The 21808-nt window shown below is 69.6% G+C and carries 21 protein-coding genes and 2 tRNA genes; 14 read left to right on the forward strand and 9 right to left on the reverse strand.

The features are described from left to right. Positions 1–7: 7 nt before the first annotated feature. Genes QQX02_RS10165 through QQX02_RS10175 form a run of 3 tightly spaced genes read right to left on the reverse strand, consistent with a single transcriptional unit; the run spans position 8 to position 2311 of the window. Positions 8–205 (reverse strand): hypothetical protein, encoded by a 198-nt coding sequence (locus QQX02_RS10165; protein WP_301142868.1) that lies wholly within the window; start codon positions 203–205, stop codon positions 8–10. Continuing rightward, positions 202–1170, reverse strand: a complete 969-nt coding sequence (locus tag QQX02_RS10170) for a hypothetical protein (protein WP_301142869.1) — start codon at positions 1168–1170, stop codon at positions 202–204. The genes QQX02_RS10165 and QQX02_RS10170 overlap by 4 nt, the downstream gene beginning before the upstream one ends. A gap of 43 nt (positions 1171–1213) precedes the next feature. Further along, the gene (locus tag QQX02_RS10175) at positions 1214–2311 is read right to left on the reverse strand and encodes a heparan-alpha-glucosaminide N-acetyltransferase domain-containing protein (protein ID WP_301142871.1); all 1098 of its coding nucleotides are present in this window, start codon (positions 2309–2311) and stop codon (positions 1214–1216) included. 86 nt (positions 2312–2397) lie between these two features. Between QQX02_RS10175 and QQX02_RS10180 the strand changes: the two genes are divergently transcribed. From QQX02_RS10180 to QQX02_RS10205, 6 genes are all read left to right on the forward strand, one after another. After that, a complete protein-coding gene (locus QQX02_RS10180; protein ID WP_301142872.1) occupies positions 2398–3183 on the forward strand; it encodes a fumarylacetoacetate hydrolase family protein in 786 nt (261 codons plus the stop codon). Then, positions 3180–4682, forward strand: a complete 1503-nt coding sequence (gene gltX / locus QQX02_RS10185) for a glutamate--tRNA ligase (protein ID WP_301142874.1) — start codon at positions 3180–3182, stop codon at positions 4680–4682. The genes QQX02_RS10180 and gltX overlap by 4 nt, the downstream gene beginning before the upstream one ends. Before the next feature lie 10 nt (positions 4683–4692). Beyond that, positions 4693–5418, forward strand: a complete 726-nt coding sequence (locus QQX02_RS10190) for an HAD family hydrolase (protein WP_301142875.1) — start codon at positions 4693–4695, stop codon at positions 5416–5418. A gap of 134 nt (positions 5419–5552) precedes the next feature. Beyond that, entirely contained in the window at positions 5553–6548 is a 996-nt protein-coding gene (locus QQX02_RS10195) for a hypothetical protein (protein WP_301142877.1), read from the forward strand. 73 nt (positions 6549–6621) lie between these two features. Beyond that, entirely contained in the window at positions 6622–7638 is a 1017-nt protein-coding gene (locus tag QQX02_RS10200; RefSeq protein ID WP_301142879.1) for a hypothetical protein, read from the forward strand. Between the two features lie 117 nt (positions 7639–7755). Then, positions 7756–7830: transfer RNA gene (locus QQX02_RS10205), tRNA-Gln, on the forward strand. 90 nt (positions 7831–7920) lie between these two features. On the opposite strand, the gene bla is transcribed toward QQX02_RS10205, so the two are convergent. Together bla and QQX02_RS10215 are read right to left on the reverse strand one after the other, a co-directional pair. After that, positions 7921–8868, reverse strand: coding sequence for a class A beta-lactamase (gene bla, locus QQX02_RS10210; protein WP_301142881.1), 948 nt, complete (start codon positions 8866–8868; stop codon positions 7921–7923). 100 nt (positions 8869–8968) lie between these two features. Continuing rightward, the gene (locus tag QQX02_RS10215; RefSeq protein ID WP_301142882.1) at positions 8969–11122 is read right to left on the reverse strand and encodes an ATP-dependent Clp protease ATP-binding subunit; all 2154 of its coding nucleotides are present in this window, start codon (positions 11120–11122) and stop codon (positions 8969–8971) included. Positions 11123–11387: 265 nt separating this feature from the next. Between QQX02_RS10215 and QQX02_RS10220 the strand changes: the two genes are divergently transcribed. The 3 genes from QQX02_RS10220 (at position 11388) to QQX02_RS10230 (ending at position 13242) form a co-directional block, all read left to right on the forward strand. Then, positions 11388–11460, forward strand: a tRNA-Glu gene (locus QQX02_RS10220). 119 nt (positions 11461–11579) lie between these two features. Beyond that, positions 11580–12173: an RNA polymerase sigma factor gene (locus tag QQX02_RS10225; protein ID WP_301142883.1), complete on the forward strand. Its 594-nt coding sequence runs from the start codon at positions 11580–11582 to the stop codon at positions 12171–12173. Next, on the forward strand, positions 12163–13242 hold the full coding sequence (locus QQX02_RS10230) for a hypothetical protein (RefSeq protein WP_301142885.1): 1080 nt from the start codon (positions 12163–12165) through the stop codon (positions 13240–13242). The genes QQX02_RS10225 and QQX02_RS10230 overlap by 11 nt, the downstream gene beginning before the upstream one ends. A 4-nt stretch (positions 13243–13246) precedes the next feature. On the opposite strand, the gene QQX02_RS10235 is transcribed toward QQX02_RS10230, so the two are convergent. Both QQX02_RS10235 and QQX02_RS10240 read right to left on the reverse strand, forming a co-directional pair. Continuing rightward, positions 13247–13723 (reverse strand): thiol-disulfide oxidoreductase DCC family protein, encoded by a 477-nt coding sequence (locus QQX02_RS10235; protein WP_301142886.1) that lies wholly within the window; start codon positions 13721–13723, stop codon positions 13247–13249. A gap of 33 nt (positions 13724–13756) precedes the next feature. Next, a complete protein-coding gene (locus QQX02_RS10240) occupies positions 13757–14311 on the reverse strand; it encodes a flavodoxin family protein (protein ID WP_301142888.1) in 555 nt (184 codons plus the stop codon). Between the two features lie 228 nt (positions 14312–14539). Here QQX02_RS10240 and QQX02_RS10245 point away from each other — a divergent pair, with 228 nt between their 5' ends. From QQX02_RS10245 to QQX02_RS10260, 4 genes are read left to right on the forward strand one after another with little or no spacing between them, the layout of a single operon-like run. Further along, the gene (locus tag QQX02_RS10245; RefSeq protein WP_301142890.1) at positions 14540–14905 is read left to right on the forward strand and encodes a hypothetical protein; all 366 of its coding nucleotides are present in this window, start codon (positions 14540–14542) and stop codon (positions 14903–14905) included. 52 nt (positions 14906–14957) lie between these two features. After that, the gene (locus QQX02_RS10250) at positions 14958–15509 is read left to right on the forward strand and encodes a GTP-binding protein (RefSeq protein ID WP_301142891.1); all 552 of its coding nucleotides are present in this window, start codon (positions 14958–14960) and stop codon (positions 15507–15509) included. Further along, positions 15506–15886 carry a roadblock/LC7 domain-containing protein gene (locus tag QQX02_RS10255; RefSeq protein WP_301142892.1) on the forward strand — a complete coding sequence of 127 codons (381 nt, stop codon included), beginning with the start codon at positions 15506–15508 and terminating at the stop codon, positions 15884–15886. The genes QQX02_RS10250 and QQX02_RS10255 overlap by 4 nt, the downstream gene beginning before the upstream one ends. Further along, positions 15883–16293: a roadblock/LC7 domain-containing protein gene (locus tag QQX02_RS10260; RefSeq protein WP_301142895.1), complete on the forward strand. Its 411-nt coding sequence runs from the start codon at positions 15883–15885 to the stop codon at positions 16291–16293. The genes QQX02_RS10255 and QQX02_RS10260 overlap by 4 nt, the downstream gene beginning before the upstream one ends. A 29-nt stretch (positions 16294–16322) precedes the next feature. On the opposite strand, the gene QQX02_RS10265 is transcribed toward QQX02_RS10260, so the two are convergent. Both QQX02_RS10265 and QQX02_RS10270 read right to left on the reverse strand, forming a co-directional pair. Continuing rightward, on the reverse strand, positions 16323–19376 hold the full coding sequence (locus QQX02_RS10265) for a glycoside hydrolase family 9 protein (RefSeq protein ID WP_301142896.1): 3054 nt from the start codon (positions 19374–19376) through the stop codon (positions 16323–16325). A 222-nt stretch (positions 19377–19598) separates the two neighbouring features. Then, positions 19599–20318: an IclR family transcriptional regulator gene (locus tag QQX02_RS10270; protein ID WP_301142898.1), complete on the reverse strand. Its 720-nt coding sequence runs from the start codon at positions 20316–20318 to the stop codon at positions 19599–19601. Positions 20319–20368: 50 nt separating this feature from the next. Between QQX02_RS10270 and leuC the strand changes: the two genes are divergently transcribed. Continuing rightward, complete coding sequence (gene leuC / locus QQX02_RS10275; protein WP_301142900.1) at positions 20369–21802, forward strand: 3-isopropylmalate dehydratase large subunit; 1434 nt, start codon at positions 20369–20371, stop codon at positions 21800–21802. Positions 21803–21808: the final 6 nt, after the last annotated feature.

Here is a 21808-nt window from a genome sequence, read left to right on the forward strand (position 1 = left end):
GGCGCGCTCAGAGGTCGCAGTCGCAGATCGCATTGATCTCGACCACGCGTTCACCTTCCTCCTCGTGCGCCCACGCATGCGCGTCTTCCTTCGAGGCGAAGCGGCGCGGCGCGAGGCGGCCATTCGCCATGAGCACGGAGATCTCGATCTCCTCGCGCGGGTCGCTCCACTGAGCTTCCCGCGCATCGTCCTGATGGCCGCTCACGCTCGCTCCCTGGTGCCGGACTCCCACCACTCGAGCACCCTGAGTGCCCGGAGCGTGATCCACCGGCTGGGCTCGCCGACCTCTTCGAGCGGGAAGTGCATCCGGCCGGCATGCGCGCGGTCCAGGTCCCAACGCCCGTCGTCGCGCTGCTTGGAGCTCAGCACGTCGATGGCCTCGGCGGCGCGGGGATCGGGGGCCCGGCTGGCGACGCGAAGGTGGTCGAGACCGCGCAGGATGTCGTAGTGCCACTGGGAGGGGAACGCGAGCCGGAGATAACCGGGATGAGCGACCTCGCCGGTGGTACGGCGGCGGAACATGCGTCGTTCGAGCAGGTACTCCTCGCCCCCGCGCAGCGCGGCGTCCACGGGCACGCGCCCTCCCGCCGCACCGTAGGCGGCGAGACCTTCGAGCACGTTGACCGTGGTGTCGAAGCTCGAGACGGACGATGCGTGGGGAGCCTCGCAGTTCCACCCTCCGTCGGTGAGCCGCTCGGTCAGCAGGCGCTCGACGATCGGGGTGGCGTCGCGGCCGAAGTACGTGGCGATCGCGACCGTGCGGCCGTTGATGCACGGCTCGACCTCGCCGTCGAAGAACGCCTGGCCGCCCTCCTCCCAGCGCACGCCGTCGCCGGCGCGCGTCACGGCGGCGGACACCGCAGGATCGGCAGGGTCGACGCCGAGTTGGCACAGGAGTGACAGCGTGGGATAGGTCGCAGTCCATGGCTGTCCTTCGCGCTCGTACAGCGCCTCGGAGAAGGGGCTCGGGAAGCACGCGCCGCCATCCCAGCTGCCGTCGTCCCACTGCAGTTCGAGAAGGCGAGCGCCCCATCCTTCGTGCGCGACTCGTGACCGCTCGGCGGCGACGGCCCCGGCATCGGCGCCCTGCAGGTCGCGCATGACCTGCCAGCGGATGGACGGGTCGCCCTCGAGGAGCCACGCGAGCACGTCGTTGCGCGGAGAGCTCATGAGGCGAGCGTAGGCGGCGTGCGCGGCAATTGCGCGCCATGGACTACCGCCAGCGCGCTGCCGCAGCGGTCGATGCGCTCGTGAGCATGCGTTCGAGGGGGCCCTGTCCTGCGATCGCCCGCCACCCGCACGCGAATGCCACCAGCGATGCCGCGAGCACCACGAAGGACACGTTGGACGGCTGCCAGACCATCTCGACGCCGACCGAGGCGATGACGATCAGGTGCGCCACGTACAGCGTCAGTGCCATGGAGCCCGACGCGATCAGAGGCCACAGTGCTCGCGGCCAGCGCGACGCTGCCAGCAGGGACAGCCCGATCACGGCCAACGCGACGCCACTGTTCTCCACCATCTCGATGGGCGTGTACGAATGGGCCTCGTCGATGAGCCAGTGCTCCCGAGTGGTCGCGGAGACGTCGGACAGCCGTTCCCGCAGCACCCATCCCGTGACCCGTGTGCCCGCGGCGATCGCTGCCCCCACCGCGACGAGCCGCACCGCAGCCGACGTGGACCGCAGGTCCATGCGCCCGACAGCGAGGCCCATCATGACGTATGCCATCCATGCGAGCGCGGGGTAGTGACCCGACCACAGCGAGTGCAGCGGCGGCCACTCGCCCAGGCCTGCGTCGGCGGACCACTGCGCTGCCATGCGCGCGAGCCACCCACCGCCGAGCGCGCACACGGCCGCGATGCCCAGCAGTGCGCCGGTGCGCCACCGCAGCATCGGCAGCGACAGCAGGAACATCACGCCCAGGTTCATCAGGATCACGATCACCGGCGTGCCGAAGCCAGCCAGCAGGACTCCGAGCGCGATCAGGATCGCGGCACGCACGGCGATGCGCACGCGCGTGTGGGAGAGGTGGTCGGCGGTGACCGCGGAGACAGGCACGGTGCCACGAGTCGTCACCATCAGGGTCATCGAGATCCCGGCGAGCACGGCGAAGAGTGCGGAGGGGTAGCCGTGGGTGACGGTGAGCCATGCCCAACCGTCGGACTCGTCTCCCCGGATACCCTCGTCGCCGGTGTGGGAGCCGACCATGCCCAGCACGGCGATCGCGCGGGCGACGTCGAGCCCGCCGATGCGAAGGCGCGGGCGTTCGATGGTGGCCGAGTGCGTCGCATCGGCCGTGCTCGCGTGCATATCTCGCATCGTACGCATCGGCGGAAGGCCGCCCGCCCGGCGTTCCGTCGCGTGCGCGGACGCCTCGCCCGGCTACGCTGGAGACCATGCGCATCGCGAGATTCACCACCGGAGGCGAGCCGCGGTACGCGGTCGTCGACGGAGAGCCGGGGCACGAGGAACTGGTGGTACTCACCGGTGACCCCATGTACACGCCAGGGGAGGTGACCAACGAACGCATCCCCCTCACCGATGACGTGCGACTCCTCGCGCCGGTGATTCCTCGCTCCAAGGCGATCTGCTTGGGCAAGAACTACGAGGCCCACGCGAAGGAGATCCCGCATCGCGGGCCCGCCTCCGAGGTGCCGATCCTCTTCCTCAAGCCGAACACCGCGGTGATTGGCCCGGACGACCCCATCGTGCTGCCGCACTACAGCGACGACATCCAGCTCGAGGCGGAGCTCGCCGTGGTGATCGGCCGCGTGTGCAAGGACGTCACCGCCGAGCGTGCGGAGGACTTCATCTACGGCTATACCTGCGCCAACGACGTGACCGCCCGTGATCTGCAGCGCGCCGAGGACCAGTGGTTCCGCGCCAAGGCCTTCGACACCTCGCTGCCGCTCGGTCCGTGGATCGAGACGGAGCTCGCGACGGATGGCGCGGAGATCACTTCGCGCATCAACGGCGAGGTCGTGCAGAGCGGCAACACCAGGGACATGATCAGGAACGTCGCCCAGGCCGTCGCGATGGCGTCCGAGGTGACCACGCTGCTGCCCGGTGACGTCATCCTCACCGGCACCCCGTCGGGAGTGACCAAGTTGAGCCACGCTGACATCGTGGAGATCGAGATCGAAGGGCTGGGAGTGCTGCGCAATCCGGTGATCCGCCGATGACGGAAACGACCACGACGGCCGATGCGGTGAGGGTGCGGTTCTGCCCGTCTCCCACCGGCACGCCCCACGTGGGACTCATTCGCACCGCACTGTTCAACTGGGCGCACGCGCGCCGCCACGGCGGCACGTTCGTGTTCCGCATCGAGGACACGGACGCCGAGCGCGACTCTCAGGAGTCCTACGAGCAGCTGCTCGACGCGCTGACGTGGCTGGGCCTTACGTGGGACGAGGGGCCCGAGGTGGGCGGCCCGTACGCTCCGTACCGCCAGTCCGAGCGGCACCAGATGCACATGGACGTCGCACGTCGGCTCGTCGAGGGCGGATACGCCTACGAGTCGTTCTCCACCCCGGAGGAGGTCGAGGCGCGTCATCGCGAGGCCGGGCGTGACCCCAAGCTGGGCTACGACGGCTTCGACCGGGATCTGACCGAAGAGCAGCAGGCCGCCTTCCGCGCGGAGGGCCGCCAGCCCGTGATCCGCGTGCGCATGCCTGACGAGGACATCACGTTCACGGACCTGATCCGTGGCGACGTGACGTTCCCCGCGGGCAGCATCCCTGACTTCGTGATCGTGCGGGGCAACGGCCAGCCGCTCTACACGCTGGTCAACCCGGTGGACGACGCGCTGATGCGCATCACTCACGTGCTGCGCGGCGAGGACCTGCTGTCCTCGACGCCGCGCCAGATCGCGCTGTACCGCGCGATGGTCGAGATCGGCGTCGCCGAGCGGGTGCCCGAGTTCGGCCACATGCCGATGGTGACGGGGGAGGGCAACAAGAAGCTCTCCAAGCGTGCGCCCGAGTCGAACCTGTTCCTGCACCGCGACCGCGGCTTCATCCGCGAGGGACTGCTGAACTACCTGGCGCTGCTGGGCTGGAGCATCGGCCCCGACCGCGACGTGTTCACGCCGGAGGAGATGGTCGCGGCCTTCGACATCCGGGACGTCAACCCCAACCCCGCGCGGTTCGACCTGAAGAAGGCCGAGGCGATCAACGCCGAGCACATCCGCAAGCTCCCCGTCGGTGAGTTCGTGGTGCGCATGGCGCCCTACCTTCACGCGAGTGGGCATCTCTCCACGGCGGACACGCGCGAGCTCCTGCCGCACGAAGAGCAGATTCTCGCCGAGGCCGCGCCGCTGGTGCAGACGCGCATGACGCTGCTGGGCGAGGCTCCCGGCATGCTCGGATTCCTGTTTGTGGGCGACGAGGAGTTGACCCACGACGAGGCCGCACTCGCGAAGCTTCCGGAGAACGCCGCCGAGGTGCTCGACGCCGCGATCCGCGTGATCGACGGGCTCGAGGAGTTCGACGCGGAGGGTCAGCAGCAGGCGCTGCAGGCGACGCTCGTGGACGAGATGGGAATCAAGCCCCGTTTCGCGTACGGGCCGCTGCGGGTGGCGATCACGGGCCGGCTCGTGTCGCCGCCGCTGTTCGAGTCGATGGAGATCCTCGGCAAGGATCACGCGCTCGTTCGTCTGCGTCGCCTGCGCGCGACGCTGTGACGGCAGGGCTGTGACGGGCGGCCCGGTCCGGGGCCTGCTGCTCGATGTCGACGACACTCTCGTCGACACGCGCGGCGCCTTCCGTCACGCCCTGATCGCTGTCGCGCAGGAGTATCTGAGCGAAGGGATCGACCCCGAGTTGCTGGTGCAGTTCTGGCGCGCGGACGGCTCCGGCTGGTACCGGGCTCACACGCGCGGCGAGATGACGCACCGCGAGCAGCGTCAGCGGCGCGCGAACGAGCTGCATGCCGAGTTCGGGGGCGACCCCATGGACGACGAGGCCTACGACGTCTGGGACGCCCGCTTCGAGCGTCACTTCCGTGAGGGATGGCGCGCATTCGAGGACGCGGCACCGTTCCTCGACGCCCTCGATGAGGCTGGCATCCCCTACGGCGCCGTCACCAACGCGGACTCGGCCTACCAGGAGCTCAAGCTGGCTGCCTGCGGGCTCGACCGCGTCGAGGTGTTCGTGGGGGTCGACACGTTCGGCGTCGGCAAGCCCGATGCGCGGGTGTTCGTCGAGGGCGTGCGTCGCCTGGGCCTCGACCCGGCAGAGGTCGCCTACGTGGGGGACGAGCCCGACATCGACGCGGGCGCCGCAGCCGCTGCGGGGCTGACCGGCGTGTGGCTCGACCGACCCGGCGCACGCCGAGGGACGGCAGAAGAGACGGCGCCCACGTCGGCGGGCGTCGTGCGCGTCAGCGGACTGGACGAGGTTCTCTCCGCGCTCCGGTAACGGCGCACGGCGGCTGCTCTCAGGAGGACCTCGCTCATCTCTGGCCCCGCGCTCTCTGGCGACGTATCGTCGTATCGAGAGCGCAACGGCGCCGGTCCCCACCCGCGGCGTGCTCGGGCGCTCACGGGAGCGCGATGGAGACCGTCGACGTGGTCGAAGGGCGAGAGGGCAGCGGCGCTCGGCCGCCACCTCTCCGGCGGTGGCATGTGCCGTGGCGCGTGCTCGGCGTGATCGCCATCGCGGTCGCCGTGCTGGTCGGGATCGACCAGTTCTCCGAAGGTGATCCGGTGGTCCAGGAGGATCCCACTCCCGAGGTCCGGTCCGGCACCATCCTCACGGACGAGCAGCAGACGCTTCTCCTGTTTCACGAGTGGACCGACGAGCAGCAGGTCGCCGCGTGCATGCAGGAGCGTGGGCTGCCCTACGAGGCCGATCCCCAACGAGAAGCGGGGCGTGCAGGCCGCGTCGCGTCGTTGCTCGACATCGCGGCGGCCCCCACCGGCGCGGACATCGCCTCCGCCACCATGCGCAATGCCCACACGCTCGCCCTCCTCGACCCTGCGGAGCAGGACTCCTGGCGCACTGCGCTGACGGCGAAGTCCAGCGCCGGTGGGTGCGCGTCCCCGTCGCACCTCGTCTACATCGACAACACCAGGGCCGTGTCAGAGGCGGTCGACGGCGCGAGGGCGGACGCGGTCTTCCGTGCGTACGTGGCCGAAGTGCTGTACCTGCGAGAGGACCCCGTGCGCGCGGTCCAATCGGCTGCCCTCGTGGGAGCCGGGCGGGCGGAGCCTGCCGCCGATGGGCAGTGGGACGCGGAGCTCGCGCGTGTGAACGAAGAGCTCGGTGCCGCGATGGTGTGGATTCCCCACGATCCGATGCGCGTCGCGTCGTACGCCGACGTGGCGGGACTCGCGAGCGACGGCACGGCGCTGCTGGTGCGCGTGGGGCGCGAGGGTGCGCCCCGCATCGTCCCGGGAACGGCGGGCGTGATGCCGGACGTCGTCACGTGCGCCGGCGTCCAGATCGAGATCGCGGCGTGGCCATCCTGGGCCGCGTCCCGTGGGGGAGTGGACGGACCGGCGGCGATCGCGCATCGGGCGATCACCGAGGGCTTCTGCGGACGGTGACCGTCCACTCTCGCCGCCGCGGGGCCGCAGGGGTAGGGTCCGAAGTGAGGGGCGCGACGAGGCGAGGTGACGGGTGACTCAGGAGTACGTGGTCGTCGAGGACCAGCACGCCGCGCGCGACCGACCGCGGCTCTCGGCCCCGCGACGCGTACGCCGCACGCGCATGGTCCTCGTCGCCGCCGCAGCGCTCGTGGTCGTGGGAGCTGGCATGGTGCTGGCGTGGCCCGACGACCGTGCCGATCCTCTGCCGGAGCCCGATCCGCCCACCGCCACGGCCGCCAAGACCACCGCCGTCGTCTACCAGGAGTGGAGCGATAGGCGCGTGCTCGTCGAATGCCTCGGGGAGCGGGGCTTCTCCTACGAGGCGCGCATCGTCGATCACCAGGACTCGCTCGGGACGGTGGCGCAGTACCTGGGCCTGGAGCCCGCGACCGCCACACCGAGCGCGCCCGTGCCGATGCTGCGCCAACCCGACCTCTACCTCGGCCGGGGTGGCAGCGTGGTCGAGGAGGCGCTGCGCGGTGAGGCCACGTGCACGCTGCCCCGCACGCCCGTCGACACCGCGGATGACGCTGCGGTCGATCGGGCGGTCGCGGCGGCACGGGCCGACGAGCTCTTCCTCGTGACCGTCGCTGAGCAGGTGTGGGTGCAGCAGCACCCGGCGGAGGTCACTCACGAGATCTCGTTGCTGCGACACGACCGGTCCGCCGGAGCAGACGCAGAGGAGTCGATGCGCTGGAACGAGGCTCTCGCTCTGGTGGCGGACGTCGCCAGCGAGGGCACCGTGTGGGTGCCGGTGGTGACCGCATCGCAGGGCACCTTTGCGCAGTCAGTGGGGCTGACGGTGAGCGGCGGCGCGGTCGCTGTGCGCGTCGGCGAGGAGGATGCGGCGCTCGACCGGGGCACGTACATGACGCGGGCCGAGGCCATCCAGTGCGGCCCGGTGACCATCAGCGCCGCCGTCAAAGGACCGTGGGGCGACGGGGACGATCTCGCCGATGTGATGGACGCGCTCGGCACCGCCTGCAACGCCCTGATCAGGGGCGGAATCGTCGAGGCCGAGAGCCTCGCCGATGTGTACTGGGACTGACGCGCCGCGCGCGACGCGCTCGCGCGTTCGGTTTTGGACAGGCGGCCGATGCAGGGTAGAGTGGTTCGTCGGCCGGGCTTGCTGCTCGGCCTTCGTCTCGGGTCCGCCCGAGGGCGTTGGGGTATGGTGTAATTGGCAGCACGAGTGATTCTGGTTCATTTAGTCTAGGTTCGAGTCCTGGTACCCCAGCCAGAAGAGAAGGCCCGCTACGGCGGGCCTTTTCTCGTCTCCGGGCCGATGCGCGGGCGTGGGTGACGGTGGCAGGGCGGCCCGTCGCACGCGCTACTCGAACTGGCTCAGGACGATCTCGGCCGCGCGTGCCACCAGCGCATCGTCATACTCCGCCGTCGGGTCCGTGCGTTCGGTCAGCACGGTGATCACGATTGGGGCGCGGTCGGGTGGGAAGACGATCGCGACGTCGTTCCTCATCGGCCCGGCTCCCCCCGACTTGTCGGCCACGGTCCAGCCGGCCGGCGCACCTGCGCGCACCAGCGCATCGCCCGTCGCATTGCCGCTCATCCAGTCGATCAGGGTGTCGTAGTCGTCACCGGCGAGATTCTCGGGATCGCTCAACGCGAGCAGGTTCTCGGCGAATGCCGCTGGTGTCGTGGTGTTATCGGTGCTGCCAGCATCGACGTCATTGAGATCGGGTTCGTCGTCGACGACCCGAGTCGTCGTGTCGCCCAGGGCCGCGAGACCCTCACCGAGGGCGGACGGGCCACCGAGCCGTTCGAGAATGAGGTTCATGGCGGCGTTGTCGCTGTCGCGCACCGCCGCCTCGGCGAGTTCCATGAAGCTGAGGCCGGTGCTGATGTGCTCGCTCGTGACGGGCGAGTAGCCCGCCCGATCGACGTCGCTCTGGGTCCACGTCACCGTTGTCTCGCGCTCATCCGGTGCCGCGGTGCGGAGCAGCTCGGCCGCAGCGAACGCCTTCAGAGTCGACGCGAAGCGAAAGCGCTCGTCAGCACGGAACTCGACCGTGGCGCCCGTCTCGGTGTCGACTGCGCTCACGCCCACGCGAGCCTCGAACTCCGCCTCCAGTTCCCGCAGTTCGCGCGTGGTCGCCCGATCCGCGGCCGTGGGAGTGGCAGCGGGAGACGAGGACGGCGCGACCGACGGGGCCGACGGCTCAGGCGCCTCGGCGACGGGTGCGGGCGACGCGCAGCCGGTGACCGCCACCAGCGCAAGCGCGATCACGGCCGCGTGCGAGCGGACTGCGGTGCGAGGCATCATCGAGATCCTTCGGATCAGCCGCCCTCTGGCGTCGACGAGGCAGGGGGCGGGGACGGGGACGCCGACCACGGTAATCGATCGGCGTCCCCGGTTGGCCCTATGCGGACTCGAGCACCACCTGCTCTCCGTCCCAGTCGGCGCGCACCTGATCGCCTTCTCCGACGGTGCCGTCCACGATCTCCTTCGCCAGAGCGTTCAGCACCCGGGTCTGGATGAGCCGCTTGAGCGGACGCGCCCCGAACGCGGGGTCGAAGCCGTCGCGCGCGAGCGATTCCCGAAGGGCGTCGGTGACGGTCAGCGCGATGTCCTTCTGCGCGGCGATCCGTGCGACGGCCTTCGCGAGTTCCGTCTCCACGATGTCGCCCATCGCGGACGGGTCGATGCGGTCGAAGATCACGACGTCGTCGAGCCGGTTGAGGAACTCGGGCCGGAACGCCGTGCGCAGCGCCACCTGCAGGTTCGCCTCGAGCGCGGCCCGGTCCACGCCGTCCCATCCGAGCACGATGTCGGAGCCGAGGTTGGACGTCATGATGAGGATGGTGTTCGTGAAGTTCACCGTGCGCCCATGACCGTCGGTGAGGCGACCGTCGTCGAGCACCTGGAGCAGCACGTTCCACACGTCGGGGTGGGCCTTCTCCACCTCGTCGAACAGCACGATGCTGTACGGGCGGCGCCGCACGGCCTCCGTCAGTTGTCCGCCCTGGTCGTAGCCCACGTACCCCGGGGGCGCACCGATCAGGCGCGCGACGGCGTGGCTCTCCATGTACTCCGACATGTCGATGCGGATCATCGCCCGCTCGTCGTCGAACAGCTGCTCCGCGAGAGCGCGCGCCAGCTCGGTCTTGCCCACACCCGTGGGGCCGAGGAACAGGAACGAGCCGATGGGCCGGTGCTCGTCGGCGAGCCCCGCGCGGGCGCGCCTGATCGCATCGGCCACGCTCGCGATCGCGCGATGCTGTCCCACCACGCGTTCGTGGAGGCGGTCCTCGAGCTGGCCCAGCTTGGACGACTCGTCGGTCAGCAGCTTCTCGACAGGCACGCCGGTCCACTTCGCCACCACGCTGGCGATGTCGTCGCCGGTGACCTCCTCGCGGAGCATGCGCTCCTCGGCGGGGATCGCCTCGAGCTCAGCCCGCGCATCGGCCATCTCCTTGTCCGCCGCCGGAATGTCGCCGTAGCGGATGCGGCCGGCGCGCTCCAGCTCGCCGTAGCGTTCGGCGCGGTCAAGCTCGCCGCGGAGGGACTCCAGCCGCTCCGTCGCCGACGAGACGCGGACGATGAGGTCCTTCTCGCGCGCCCACCGCATGTTCAGCTCGTCCGACTCGGCCTTGAGGCGCGCGATGTCGGCGTCGATCTCGTCGCGTCGTGCGCGGGCGGCGGGGGACTTGTCCTTCGCCACCTGCGTGCGCTCGATCTCGAGCTGCATGATCCGGCGGCGCGCGCGGTCCAACTCGATCGGCATCGAGTCGAGCTGCATCTTGAGAGCGCTGGTGGCCTCGTCGATGAGATCGACGGCCTTGTCCGGCAGGAACCGGTCCGAGATGTAGCGGTCGGAGAGGCGGGCCGAGGCGACGATCGCCTCGTCGGTGATCTTCACGCCGTGGTGGACCTCGTACTTCTCCTGAAGCCCACGCAGGATCGCGACCGTGTCCTCGATCGATGGCTCGCCGACGTAGACGGGCTGGAACCGGCGTTCGAGCGCGGAGTCGGTCTCGATGTGCTCGCGGTACTCGCCGAGCGTGGTCGCACCGATCATGCGCAGCTTCCCGCGCGCGAGCATCGGCTTGAGGATGTTGCCCGCGTCGACGCTGCCGTCGGCCTTGCCGGCTCCCACGATGGTGTGGAGCTCGTCGATGAACAGCAGGATGCGGCCCTCGGCCTGTTCGACCTCGGTGAGGATGGCCTTGAGTCGCTCCTCGAACTGCCCGCGGTAGGCGGCGCCCGCGACCACCGAGCTCATGGCGATCTCGATCACGCGGCGGTCCTTGAGGGACGAGGGAACGTCGCCGGCGACGATGCGCTGGGCGAGGCCCTCGACGATCGCCGTCTTGCCCACGCCGGGCTCGCCGATCAGCACGGCGTTGTTCTTGGTGCGCCGGGTGAGGACCTGCATGACGCGGCGAATCTCCTCGTCGCGGCCGATGACGGGGTCGAGAGAGCCCGACTCGGCGAGGGCGGTGAAGTCCTGGCCGAACTGCTCGAGGGCGCTTGGCTGCTGGTCGGCCTGGGGCGCCTGCTGTGGGGTGGTCATGATGAACCTCCTGCTTGATCTGACATGAGGCTCGAAGTTGAGCCGTATGCACTCAAGTTTACATAACTCACCTACGCTCGGCAACAGGAGGCGACGGACGATGCGGGGGAGAGGGTGGCGAGAAGGAGAAGGCGGGCTGCGGAGGGACAGCCGAGGAGCTCGCTATCGTGGCCCGTGGTCGAGTGCGCGGCCGCGATTAGCGCAAGGGTCGAAACATCGGCTATCATCGTGACTCGCGTTCGCCGCAGGTTGGGCGGACCGCTAGGGCCCCGTTGTGTAGCGGCCTAGCACGCCGCCCTCTCAAGGCGGTAGCGCGGGTTCGAATCCCGTCGGGGCTACGGAAAGACTCCTCACCATCAGGTGGGGAGTCTTCTTCGTTGTGCGACGCGTGCACACGGTGGTGCACTGCGTCGACCTCGTCGTGCCATGATGCGAAGAGAGGGGAGGTGGCTCGGCCGTGACCTTGGGCGAGTACTTCCCTGCCACGCTGGCGGCGGCCCGCCAGGGTGCCACCTGGGCGTGGGAATCCATCTACCGTGACCTCTACGGCCCGTTGCACGGTTTCGTGCGGGGATCTGGTGTGCCAGGCGAGGCGGAGGACGTCGTCTCCGAGACCTTCCTCAACATTGCGCGCGACATCCACCGGTTCGAGGGAGATGAAGATCGGTTCCGGGCGTGGACCTTCACGATCGCGCGCCGTCGCATGCAGGACGCGTGGAGATCGCACGGTCGTACGGCGCCGGTCACCGGCGAGGTGGACCTGTCGACGATCGCTGACGAGAGGTTCCTCGGCAACGTGGAGTCCGAGGCGCTCAGCGACCTTTCATTGATGGAGCTGCGCGCAGTGATTCGGGGACTGACCGCGATGCAGCGTGATGTCCTGATGCTGCGAGTCGTCGCGGACATGTCCGTGAAGGACACCGCCGAGGTGCTGCAGAAGTCGGAGGGCGCGGTGCGCGTGCTGCAGAACCGCGCCGTCCGCGCGTTGCGCGACGCCCTCGGTCGCGACGACTCTGACACTCCTGGAAAAGAATCTGACGATGACGCGTAACGTCCGGGGCCCGTCGAGCGATGACCACAGTGAGATGACTACTGACGAGCACTTCTCCGACCGCGACCTGAACGCGCTGTTCTCCGGCCGCGCGATCGCCGATGCGCGCCTCGCGGAGCTTGGTCCGGTGATGGCCGCGCTGCGGTCGACGTCCGCCGACGCTCCGTCAGATGATCAGGTGGCCGCCATGGCGGTCGCACTGTCCCGGGCGGTTCCTGCGACGACCGATGGTGGCGTCGCACGAGCCCACGCCCGGCCTTCTCCGCGACGTGGCTCGGCGCTGTCGCGGCGCCTCGTCGCCATCGTGGCAGGCGCCGGTCTCGTGGGAGTGGGATTCGCGGGAGCCGCTGCCGCTGACGGCGCTGCGCCCGGGGACACGCTCTACGGGCTCGACCGCGCCCTCGAAGCGGTGGGCATCAACAATGGGGGCGCGCATGAGCGCCTCGCTGAGGTGCGGGTGCTGCTCGAGACGGGCGACGTCGACGGCGCGCTCGTCCACGCCGAGCAGGCCACCGACGAGCTCGACCCCGAGGCGACCGAGGCGCTCAGGGCCGCCGCCGAATCGGTGGCGTCGGCAGGGTCCGATCAGTCGCGCGAGGTTCGCGAGCAAGTGTCGGCCATGCTGATGTGGATGTCGGAGACCGACCTGGAGGGCCGTGAGTTCGGCCAGGGCGTCGCCGAGCGCGCACGAGCCATCGGGAACGGCAACGACCCGGCAGCGACTGACGGCGTGACGAGCGAGAACCCCGATGCTGCGGCAGAGGGAAATGCTGGCAAGTCGCAGCAGACCCGCCCGCCCGTCGGTGACGACCGCGGCGCCTCTGGAGACGCCGGCCAGTCCGATGGTGGAGCCAAGCCCGAGAGCAAGGGCGGTTCGGGCGCTCCCGCCAAGCCTGAGGACGCCGCCCCGCCCGCCGACGCGGGGTCCCCGAGCGACTCCAAGTCGCCCGCGGAGCCGGGACCGGCCGAGGATTCAGGCAAGACAGGAAAGTCAGGATCGTCGGGGGACACGGGCAAGCCCGAGAACCCAGGCGAGGACGGCAAGAACGCAGGAGGAGGGCGGCCTTAGTCGCTTATGGCGAGCGGTGACGGCCGGGCGATGCGGCAGTGATCGCTTCGACGTCCTCAGTAGTGGCGAGGCGTGCACGCCACTCGGTCACGAGCTCCCCAGGGGGAGTGCCGCAGGCCGGGTCATCGGCGGGCCGCCGAGGGCGTCTCGCCGCTACTGCGGAATACACGCCATCCCTGATCGTGCGGGGAATCCACCGGATTGCTCCGCCGATGCGCCAGGGCCAGCCCAGGCGCGATGCGACGCTCGCCACGGCGTCGGAACGCAGCCGCGGGCCGTCGGGGGTGGCGATCACGAGCGTCGACGCGGCCACCGCGGGGGCCAGACCCATCGCGTCGAGCGCGGCACGGCCCACCGTGCCCGCACTGCCCGCGATCAGGAACCGGCGTTCGCGATCATGGCGGATGAGCCACGCGACGAATCCGTTGCACAGCCCGCAGTCGCCGTCGAACACGACGATGGCACGCGGCTGGTCGGTCATGCGGTCAGGGTAGATCACGCATGCGCGCGTGGTTCACGGTCGATGCGGTGAATCCTTCGCCCGGCTGGCGGCCATGACAGTGGCGAGATGCTCGCCCCACTGCACCGCCTTCTCTTCCTGGCCGCCGATCAGCAGCGCCGCCGGCTCCGCTGAGCCGGTGACGAGCGCGACGGTGAAGGTGCGCGGCTCTTCGATCGGAGTGTGCCCCAGTGCCGTCAGGCGGCTGGTGATGGCGCGCGCCGCCCCATGCCCCAGTGGCCCGCGAATCCCGGTCTCAAATGCGGCGAACTGACGGTCGGCGGGGGGCACGGCCTCGAGCCAGTCGCGAATCGACGGGTGGCTCACATCGGCGTGGAGGCCCGGGCGGCCGTACACCTTCGACATGGCGGAGGTGCGGGAGGCGTCAGTGGGAAGGTTCATCGCGTGCACGGGGGCGCCGACGATGAGGAGCCGCGCTCGGGCCACGACGGAGGGGGTGGCCTTGTCGGTCGTGAGTGCGACGGCGCCGTTGCCGAAACCTCGCGCGATGGCCTGCGCGATGGCGGCGGTGTTGCCCCACAGCGACTCATATACGACGACGGTGTCCATGCTCCAGGTCTACTCCGGGTTCGGCGCGGTCGCAACGGACCTTGGTCCCGCTGCGGAGCGGGTCGAAAAGTTCATCGCCATGGTGACCAGTCCGCCCGCCGACGTCGTGCGAACACGTAGCGTCCCTCCCCGACGGAGGGACGTCTTGCATTCGCTTGCGCACCAGTTCGGGGTGCGACGGCACTACTGATTCGGGCCTCCGGGTCCGACGGTCCCTAGGAGGGGAACATGGCAAACGCCACTGAGACGATGACCACCGTCATGACGATCGAAGGCGCGACGGCGGCCGCTCTTGTCGACTACGAGTCGGGCATGACTCTCGCCACTGCAGGGGGCGGAGTCGATCTCGATCTTGCCGCCGCGGGAAACACCGAGGTGGTGCGCTCGAAGATGCGCGTCATGGACTCGCTCGGACTGGACGACAAGATCGAGGACATCCTCATCACGCTCGGCAAGCAGTTCCACCTGATCCGGCTCGTCACGTCGCCGAGCGGTCACGGGCTCTTCATCTACCTCGTGCTGCAGCGTGACCGGGCGAATCTTGCGATGGCACGCCGCCAGCTCCAGTCCGTCGAGCAGTCGCTCTCGATCTGATGTCCCTCGCCGTGGCGAGCGGTCGTGATCGCTCGCCCGGGAGGTCGGCGCCATGTCAGACATTCACAAGATCGTGATCGCCGGCCCCTTCGGGTCAGGCAAGACCACTTTCGTCCGCACCATCTGCTCTGACGCCATCGGCGCTGAGCGGACGGTCTCCGACGCGACCTCGCGGCTCAAGGAGCAGACCACCGTCGCGATGGACCACGGGACGGCGACCATCGCGGTCGGCGTCGACGAGCGCGTCGTCACGCTCTTCGGCACGCCCGGACAGGAACGGTTCAGCTTCATGTGGCCGATGCTCGCGCACGGGATGGCCGGGTACGTGCTGATGGTCGACGCGAGTCGGCTGCAGGCGCAGGCTCAACTGAAGTCCATCGTCCGGCGATTCGGTGCCTTCGCGCCCGGAGCCCCGTTCGTGCTGGCGGTGAACCGGTGGGACCCCTCCGAGGTGAGCGGCGACGAGCTCGCGGAGTTCGTGGGAGTGCCGCGGCACGCGCTCGTCGCGTGTGATCCTCGCGATCCCGATGCGGTCCATGCGCTGCTTGCCCGGCTCATCTCCGCCGTCGAGGCACAGGCGATGGTGGGCGGGGTGCACTCGTGATCATCCCCAAGCACGGGCTCTTGGCCGGTGCGCGACTCCGGCACACGGTCCGTGGCGTGACTCGAGTCATCATCGCCCGTACCGATGGCATCGCACTCTACGACGACGTTCCGCTCAAGGAGCGCGACGGCGGGGCGGCGCTCACCGCTGCGATCCTCGGCCTCGCGGCGACCGCGACGGCGGCCTTCGGCCTTGGCGCCGCGCGCGCATCGTTGACAGTGGGGGAGTCGGGCACCGTCGTGCTCGCGCCCGTCGATGCGGGCCACGTGCTCGCCATCCTGATGGACGCCGATGCGGATCCGATCGCCGGCGGTGATGCCGTGCTCGACGAGGCCGAGAGACTGCGTGCGATCTCCGGCATGGTTCGCACGTCGTGATCGCGCGCGACCGCTGCGCTCACTACGCACAGGAACTGCACGCCCACCCAGGCGTCCACCGCGTGATCGTCGCGGGTCATGACGGCATCGCCCACTACGACGATGCGGCGCTTGGCGCGCGTGAGCAGGGAGCCGCCGCTGCCGCGACACTTGTGGGCGTCGCGGGGCTCGTGGCGCAGGCTCTCGGGGTCGACGAGGCCGAGGGTGCCGTCATCTACGGTGCTTCTCGTCAGGTCATCACCCGCTCAGTGGACGGGGAACTCGTGCTCGTCGTCCTGGCGGAGGCTGGTGAGCGAGGCAACGGCGTCTACCGCGCGGTCAGGCGAGTCGCGGCGGCGCTGGCGGAGGAAGCTGCCGCACGGGGGTCCGACGACGCACCGCTCAAGGGGCCGAGCACATCGGCGTGATGCGCTCGGCCCCTCGCGGTGAGTGAGCGTCAGCCCGTGGTGCAGGCGTTGCCGTTCACCCAGAACTGCTCGGGAGGCGCATCGGCCAGCGTCCCGGGCGCCCCGATGAACCCGATCGTGGTGCGCTTGCCGGGCTTGATGGTCCCATTCCACGGCATCGACTCAGCCGTGACGAAGGCGCCCTCCTGGCTCCACTGAGCGCTCCAGGCCTGCCTGCTCACGGTGTCGTCAGCCGGGTAGCCCCACGTCAGGGACCAGTCGGTGATCGCCGTATCCGAGGTGTTCGTGATCCACACCTGGGTGTTGTAGCCAGCCGGCCACGAGCCGTGAACCGTGTACGACACCGCGCACGGCGCGACCTCGGTCGCGGCCTGACCCTGATCCGCCATCCACGAGGCGACCCAACTGAGCGCCGCGTTCCAGTTGACGGTGATCTCGTTGGTCGACCAGGACTGGATGTGGTCCACGTAGCACAGCTGCGGGGCGCAGTCCTGATCCGGGTAGAGGCCCTGGATGGTCGGGTCCCACGTGCCGTAGTCCGGGTTCGGACCGCCCGCCACCGAGCCTGCAGGTGGGTTCGGGAGCTCGGCATTGAGCTGGTGAGCGAACCAGCGCGAGTGCTGGTTCTGGCTCGTCACGTCGCCGTACTCGGTGACGTACGACACGTTGAGCGCGTTGCGGCCGAGCAGGTAGTCCATGGACTCGATCACCGCATCGGCATACGCGCGCTCTCCCGTGAGATCGAACGCGGTGCCCAGGATGACCTGGTTGTTGAGCACCGCCGAATTCGATCCCCACTCGAAGGCATCGTCAGCGAGCGCGAGGCCGAACTCCTGACCCTCCTGGACTGCCAGCAGCGCGTCGGCACCGGCGATGACCTGGTCGACGATGGTCGAACGGCGCTCGTAGTCGTTCGGCACTGTCGCAAGGTCCAGTTTCGCGAGCGCGGCGAGCGAGCCCCAGTAGAACCCGTCCGCGACGTCGTCCGCGCCGTCGACGTCGGACGCCAGCAGGAAGTCCTCGTATTCATCGTCGCCGGTCGTCAGGAAGAGCTCGGCCGCAGCCCAGTAGAACTCGTCAGTCACGTCGTCGTCGTCGTACGGACCGCCGCCGTCCGCACCGTCGGCCACCGGGGCGTAGAGGTCCGGGGTGGCGAGCGCCGCCGCCCACGTGGACCGGGCGGCCGCAAGCAGCTCGTCAGCGAAGTCCTCGTCGTACGGCGCGAACAGGCGAGCGCCCTGCGCCGCGGTGGCGGAGAGGTTGAGCGTCGCCGCGGTCGAGGGCCGGTGCAGCTCCCGCACCTGCGCGTCGTTCGCCGGCATGAGTGGGAGGCCCGTCCAGCCGTCATCGTGGATCTTGTGGTGGACCATGCCAGCGAACTGTGCTCCCTCTGGCACCTGCATCGCCAGCATGAACTCGAGCTGCCAGCGCGCCTCGTCGAGCACGTCGGGGACGTCGTTGCCGGTCTCCGGCACGTTCAGCGTGCCATCGGCGAGGGCGCCCAGCTCGGCCGATGCGGCGGTCTTGGTGCGTTCGTACGTTCCGAGCAGCTGAGCGGCCGAGATGCCGCCGTTCACCACGTACTTGCCGTGGTCGCCCGCGTCGTACCAGCCGCCCACGACGTCGAGCGTGTAGTCGCACCCGTCCCAGCCGTACCCATCGGTGTAGACCGCCGCCGCATCGGCCGCGTTCTGACAGGGAACGTCGAGGTCGCCCTTGTTCGCGACGCCGTCGGCAGGCGACGACACGTGGCCGGCGGCCCGTGCGTACTCCTCACCCACGATGTCGCCGTCGATCTCCAGCCCTGAGCGCGCCAGGTAGAAGTAGTTGAGCGCGTCGTAGCGCAACTGCTCGTAGGCGTCCGTGCCGATCTCGAACTCGTAGGACGCCTCTCCATCCGCCACCAGCGTGTACGTGCCGGTCGCCGTGACGTCGGAGAAATCGATGCCGTGCACGTTCTGATCCGCGGACTCGTCAGTGCCGAGGGGGACCGACATGCCGGAGGAGGCCACCGCATCGGCGCTGTCGAGGAGCTCCCACCCGACGGGCTCCGTCGCGTCGGTGACGAGCGTCGCCTCCTTGGGTCCGTGGGTCAGGTAGCCGACCTGGTTGACGCGCACGCGGGGGCCGGTCTCGGGCTCGTATGGCTCTACGGTCACGCCGCCCAGGTAGGACACGTTGTCGAGGCAGAACTCCCACTCGGAGGCGGCGCCGCCGACCTGGAAGCCCAGCCGAGGGTCGACCGGGTCGTCGTTCGCCTGGTGCGAGGTCTCATAGCGGGTCCACTCGGCGTCGTTGCCTGCCGCGATCTCGCCGTACGAGGCGTACGCGCCCCCCTCCTGCTGCACGATCGCCCGCACCGGCCCTGCCGCGCTCGCGTCGAAGCTGAACGAGTAGTCGCCGGCTACGAGCTGCAGGTCCTGGAACAGCGCCACATCCCACGGGTTCGTGGTGCCCGCCGGCACCGTCGCGCAGAACGTGCCGTCCTCGACCCGTGCGCTCCCGTCGACGAATCCGTAGTGGGTCCACCCGGTCAGGTCGTCGTCGAACGTGCCGTTGACCACCTGCTCGACGCCCGCGGGCGCCACCGACACGTTGTCCACGCAGAAGGTCCACGGGTCGCTCGCGCCGCCGACCTGGAACGCCGTCTGCAGTCCGGTCACGTCCTCGTCGACGGTGAACGATGTCTCGTAGCGCGTCATCTCGTCGGTGAGCGGCTGCGTCACGTTGGCGAGCTGGGTCCACGGGTCCACGGGGAACTGGACGAGCCCCACCGCGGTCGACGTGCCTGTCGAGGACGACGCGTCGAAGCCGAACACGTAGTCGCCGGGGGAGAGGCTCAGCCCGTCCTGGCCCACGATCGCGTCCCACGGATTCGCGGTGCCGCCGGGCACGTCGACGCACAGGGCGCCGGTGTCGATGCTCGCGCTGTCGGTGAGGTTCGCGGTGGTCCACCATGGGTCGACGGCAGACTCGAAGTCGCCGTTGACGACGTCGGCGCTCGCGGGCGCCAGCCCTACGGCGACAAGAATGGCGGCGCTCGCCGCGGCGATGGAGGCGCGTCTGGACGCTGCTCGGTTCACAATGCTCTCCTTTGAGCCATCGAGGTATCCGGGACCTTCACGGGCCGGGCGCGAGGCGCTCCGAAGTCCGTGTCAGGAACGTAGCAAGAAACGTTTCGATACGCGCGCGGTAGAACGTTCACATTCGGAAATGGGTGTTCTGCCAGGGGCGATGATGCAAGCGCGCTCGGCCGGGGAAATGGCGGACTCGAGCGCGCATCGGCCCCGCGGGGCGGTGCGGCGCTAGTGGTCGGTGCGGCGCAGCACGTCGCTGAGCTGGCGTGCGGCGTCCATGACGGCCGATGCGTGGGCCGCTCCGGGGTGCGCGGTGAGCCTCTCGATGGGGCCGGAGATCGACACGGCGGCGATCACCGTCCCGGCCGTTCCCCACACGGGTGCCGAGACGGACGAGACGCCCGCCTCGCGCTCCCCGGCGCTCTCGGCATGGCCGGCGTCACGGACCTGCGCGAGATCGGCCGCCGTGAAGTTCGCGTCCGCCAGCGCCTGGTGGATGCGCGCGGGCTCCTCCCACGCCAGCAGCACCTTGGCCGCGGATCCTGCGCTCATGGTCATGGTCGTACCGACGGGGATCGAATCGCGCAGGCCCACCGGGCGGTCGACCGCGGCGATGCAGATGCGGTGGGCGCCGTGCGGGCGGTACAGCTGGCTCGACTCGCCGGTGCGGTCCCGCAGCGTCGTCAGCACCGGCAGTGCCGCGGAGACCAGGCGGTCCTCGCCCACGGTCGCGGCGAGCTCGGAGAAGCGCCTGCCGAGGATGAAGGCGCCGCGGGCGTCCCGGCCCACGAGGTGGTGGTGCTCGAGCGCGAGGGCGAGGCGGTGCACCGTGGGCCGCGCCAGGTGCGTGGTGGTCACGAGCTCGGCGAGAGTCGCCGGTCCCTGCTCGAGCGCGCCAAGAATCGCTGCAGTCTTGTCAACGACGCCGACGCCGCTATGCTTGTCCATAGAGCGATACTAGCGTCTCAAAATATGAGATGTCGAGCACGGAGGTTGAGATGGGAAAGACACTGGCGGAGAAGCTGTGGGCCGACCACCTGGTCCGCAAGGGCGAGGACGGCGCGCCGGACCTCATCTACATCGACCTTCACATGTGCCACGAGGTCACCAGCCCCCAGGCCTTCGAGGGTCTGCGCCTCGCCGGCCGCGAGGTGCGCCGGCCCGACCTCACGATCGCGACCGAGGACCACAACACTCCCACGCTCGACATCGACAAGCCGATCGCGGACCTCACGAGCCGCACCCAGGTGGACACGCTGCGCAACAACGCCAAGGAGTTCGGCGTGCGCATCCACTCGCTGGGTGACGCCGATCAGGGCATCGTCCACGTGGTCGGCCCGCAACTGGGCCTCACCATGCCGGGCATGACGGTGGTCTGCGGCGACTCGCACACCTCCACGCACGGCGCGTTCGGCGCGCTGGCCTTCGGCATCGGCACCTCCGAGGTCGAGCACGTGCTCGCCACGCAGACGCTGCCGCTCAAGGAATTCAAGACGATGGCGATCAACGTCGACGGCGCTCTGCCCGAGGGCTCCACGGCGAAGGACATCATCCTCGCAGTCATCGCCAAGATCGGCACCGGCGGCGGTCAAGGCTACGTGCTCGAGTACCGCGGCGAGGCCATCCGGTCGCTGTCGATGGAGGCGCGGATGACGGTCTGCAACATGTCGATCGAGGCCGGCGCCCGCGCCGGACTGATCGCGCCTGACGACACGACCTTCGAGTACGTGAAGGGCCGCCCGCACGCTCCCGAGGGCGCGGACTGGGACGAGGCCGTCGAGTACTGGCGCACGCTCGTGACGGACGACGACGCGGTGTTCGACACCGAGGTCAATCTCGATGCGAGCGAGCTGGAGCCCTTCGTCACCTGGGGCACCAACCCGGGCCAGGGACTGCCGCTGAGCGCCTCGATCCCCAACCCCGAGGAGATCGCCGACGCCGACGAGCGCGAGGCTGCCGCGAACGCGCTGGTCTACATGGGCCTCGAGCCCGGCCAGGCGCTGCGCGATCTTGAGATCGACACCGTGTTCCTCGGATCGTGCACCAACGGCCGCATCGAGGACCTGCGTGCCGCCGCCGCCATCATTCAGGGCCGTACCAAGGCCCCGAACACCCGCATGCTCGTCGTGCCCGGCTCGGCGCGAGTGCGCCTGCAGGCCGAGCAGGAGGGGCTGGACCAGGTGTTCCTCGACTTCGGAGCCGAGTGGCGCAACGCCGGCTGCTCGATGTGCCTGGGCATGAATCCTGACCAGCTGAAGCCCAAGGAACGCGCCGCCTCCACCTCGAACCGCAACTTCGAGGGACGCCAGGGCAAGGGCGGCCGCACTCACCTGGTGAGCCCGCTCGTCGCCGCCGCGACCGCGATCCGCGGCACGCTGTCCAGCCCCGCCGACCTGGAGGACGCCGACGTGCTCGTCGGTGCCTCCGCCTAAAGGAGA

The sequence above is a fragment of the Demequina muriae genome, from assembly GCF_030418295.1.
Lineage (GTDB): Bacteria > Actinomycetota > Actinomycetes > Actinomycetales > Demequinaceae > Demequina > Demequina muriae.

Bases quoted from the DNA above. Each gene is read 5' to 3' on its own strand.
- QQX02_RS10170 (WP_301142869.1), bottom strand. From the start codon at position 1,170: ATGAGCTCTCCGCGCAACGACGTGCTCGCGTGGCTCCTCGAGGGCGAC.
- QQX02_RS10195 (WP_301142877.1), top strand. From the start codon at position 5,553: ATGGAGACCGTCGACGTGGTCGAAGGGCGAGAGGGCAGCGGCGCTCGG.
- leuC (WP_301142900.1), top strand. From the start codon at position 20,369: ATGGGAAAGACACTGGCGGAGAAGCTGTGGGCCGACCACCTGGTCCGC.
- QQX02_RS10245 (WP_301142890.1), top strand. From the start codon at position 14,540: ATGGCAAACGCCACTGAGACGATGACCACCGTCATGACGATCGAAGGC.
- gltX (WP_301142874.1), top strand. From the start codon at position 3,180: ATGACGGAAACGACCACGACGGCCGATGCGGTGAGGGTGCGGTTCTGC.
- QQX02_RS10215 (WP_301142882.1), bottom strand. From the start codon at position 11,122: ATGACCACCCCACAGCAGGCGCCCCAGGCCGACCAGCAGCCAAGCGCC.
- bla (WP_301142881.1), bottom strand. From the start codon at position 8,868: ATGCCTCGCACCGCAGTCCGCTCGCACGCGGCCGTGATCGCGCTTGCG.
- QQX02_RS10240 (WP_301142888.1), bottom strand. From the start codon at position 14,311: ATGGACACCGTCGTCGTATATGAGTCGCTGTGGGGCAACACCGCCGCC.
- QQX02_RS10230 (WP_301142885.1), top strand. From the start codon at position 12,163: ATGACGCGTAACGTCCGGGGCCCGTCGAGCGATGACCACAGTGAGATG.
- QQX02_RS10270 (WP_301142898.1), bottom strand. From the start codon at position 20,318: ATGGACAAGCATAGCGGCGTCGGCGTCGTTGACAAGACTGCAGCGATT.
- QQX02_RS10250 (WP_301142891.1), top strand. From the start codon at position 14,958: ATGTCAGACATTCACAAGATCGTGATCGCCGGCCCCTTCGGGTCAGGC.
- QQX02_RS10175 (WP_301142871.1), bottom strand. From the start codon at position 2,311: ATGCACGCGAGCACGGCCGATGCGACGCACTCGGCCACCATCGAACGC.
- QQX02_RS10235 (WP_301142886.1), bottom strand. From the start codon at position 13,723: ATGACCGACCAGCCGCGTGCCATCGTCGTGTTCGACGGCGACTGCGGG.
- QQX02_RS10180 (WP_301142872.1), top strand. From the start codon at position 2,398: ATGCGCATCGCGAGATTCACCACCGGAGGCGAGCCGCGGTACGCGGTC.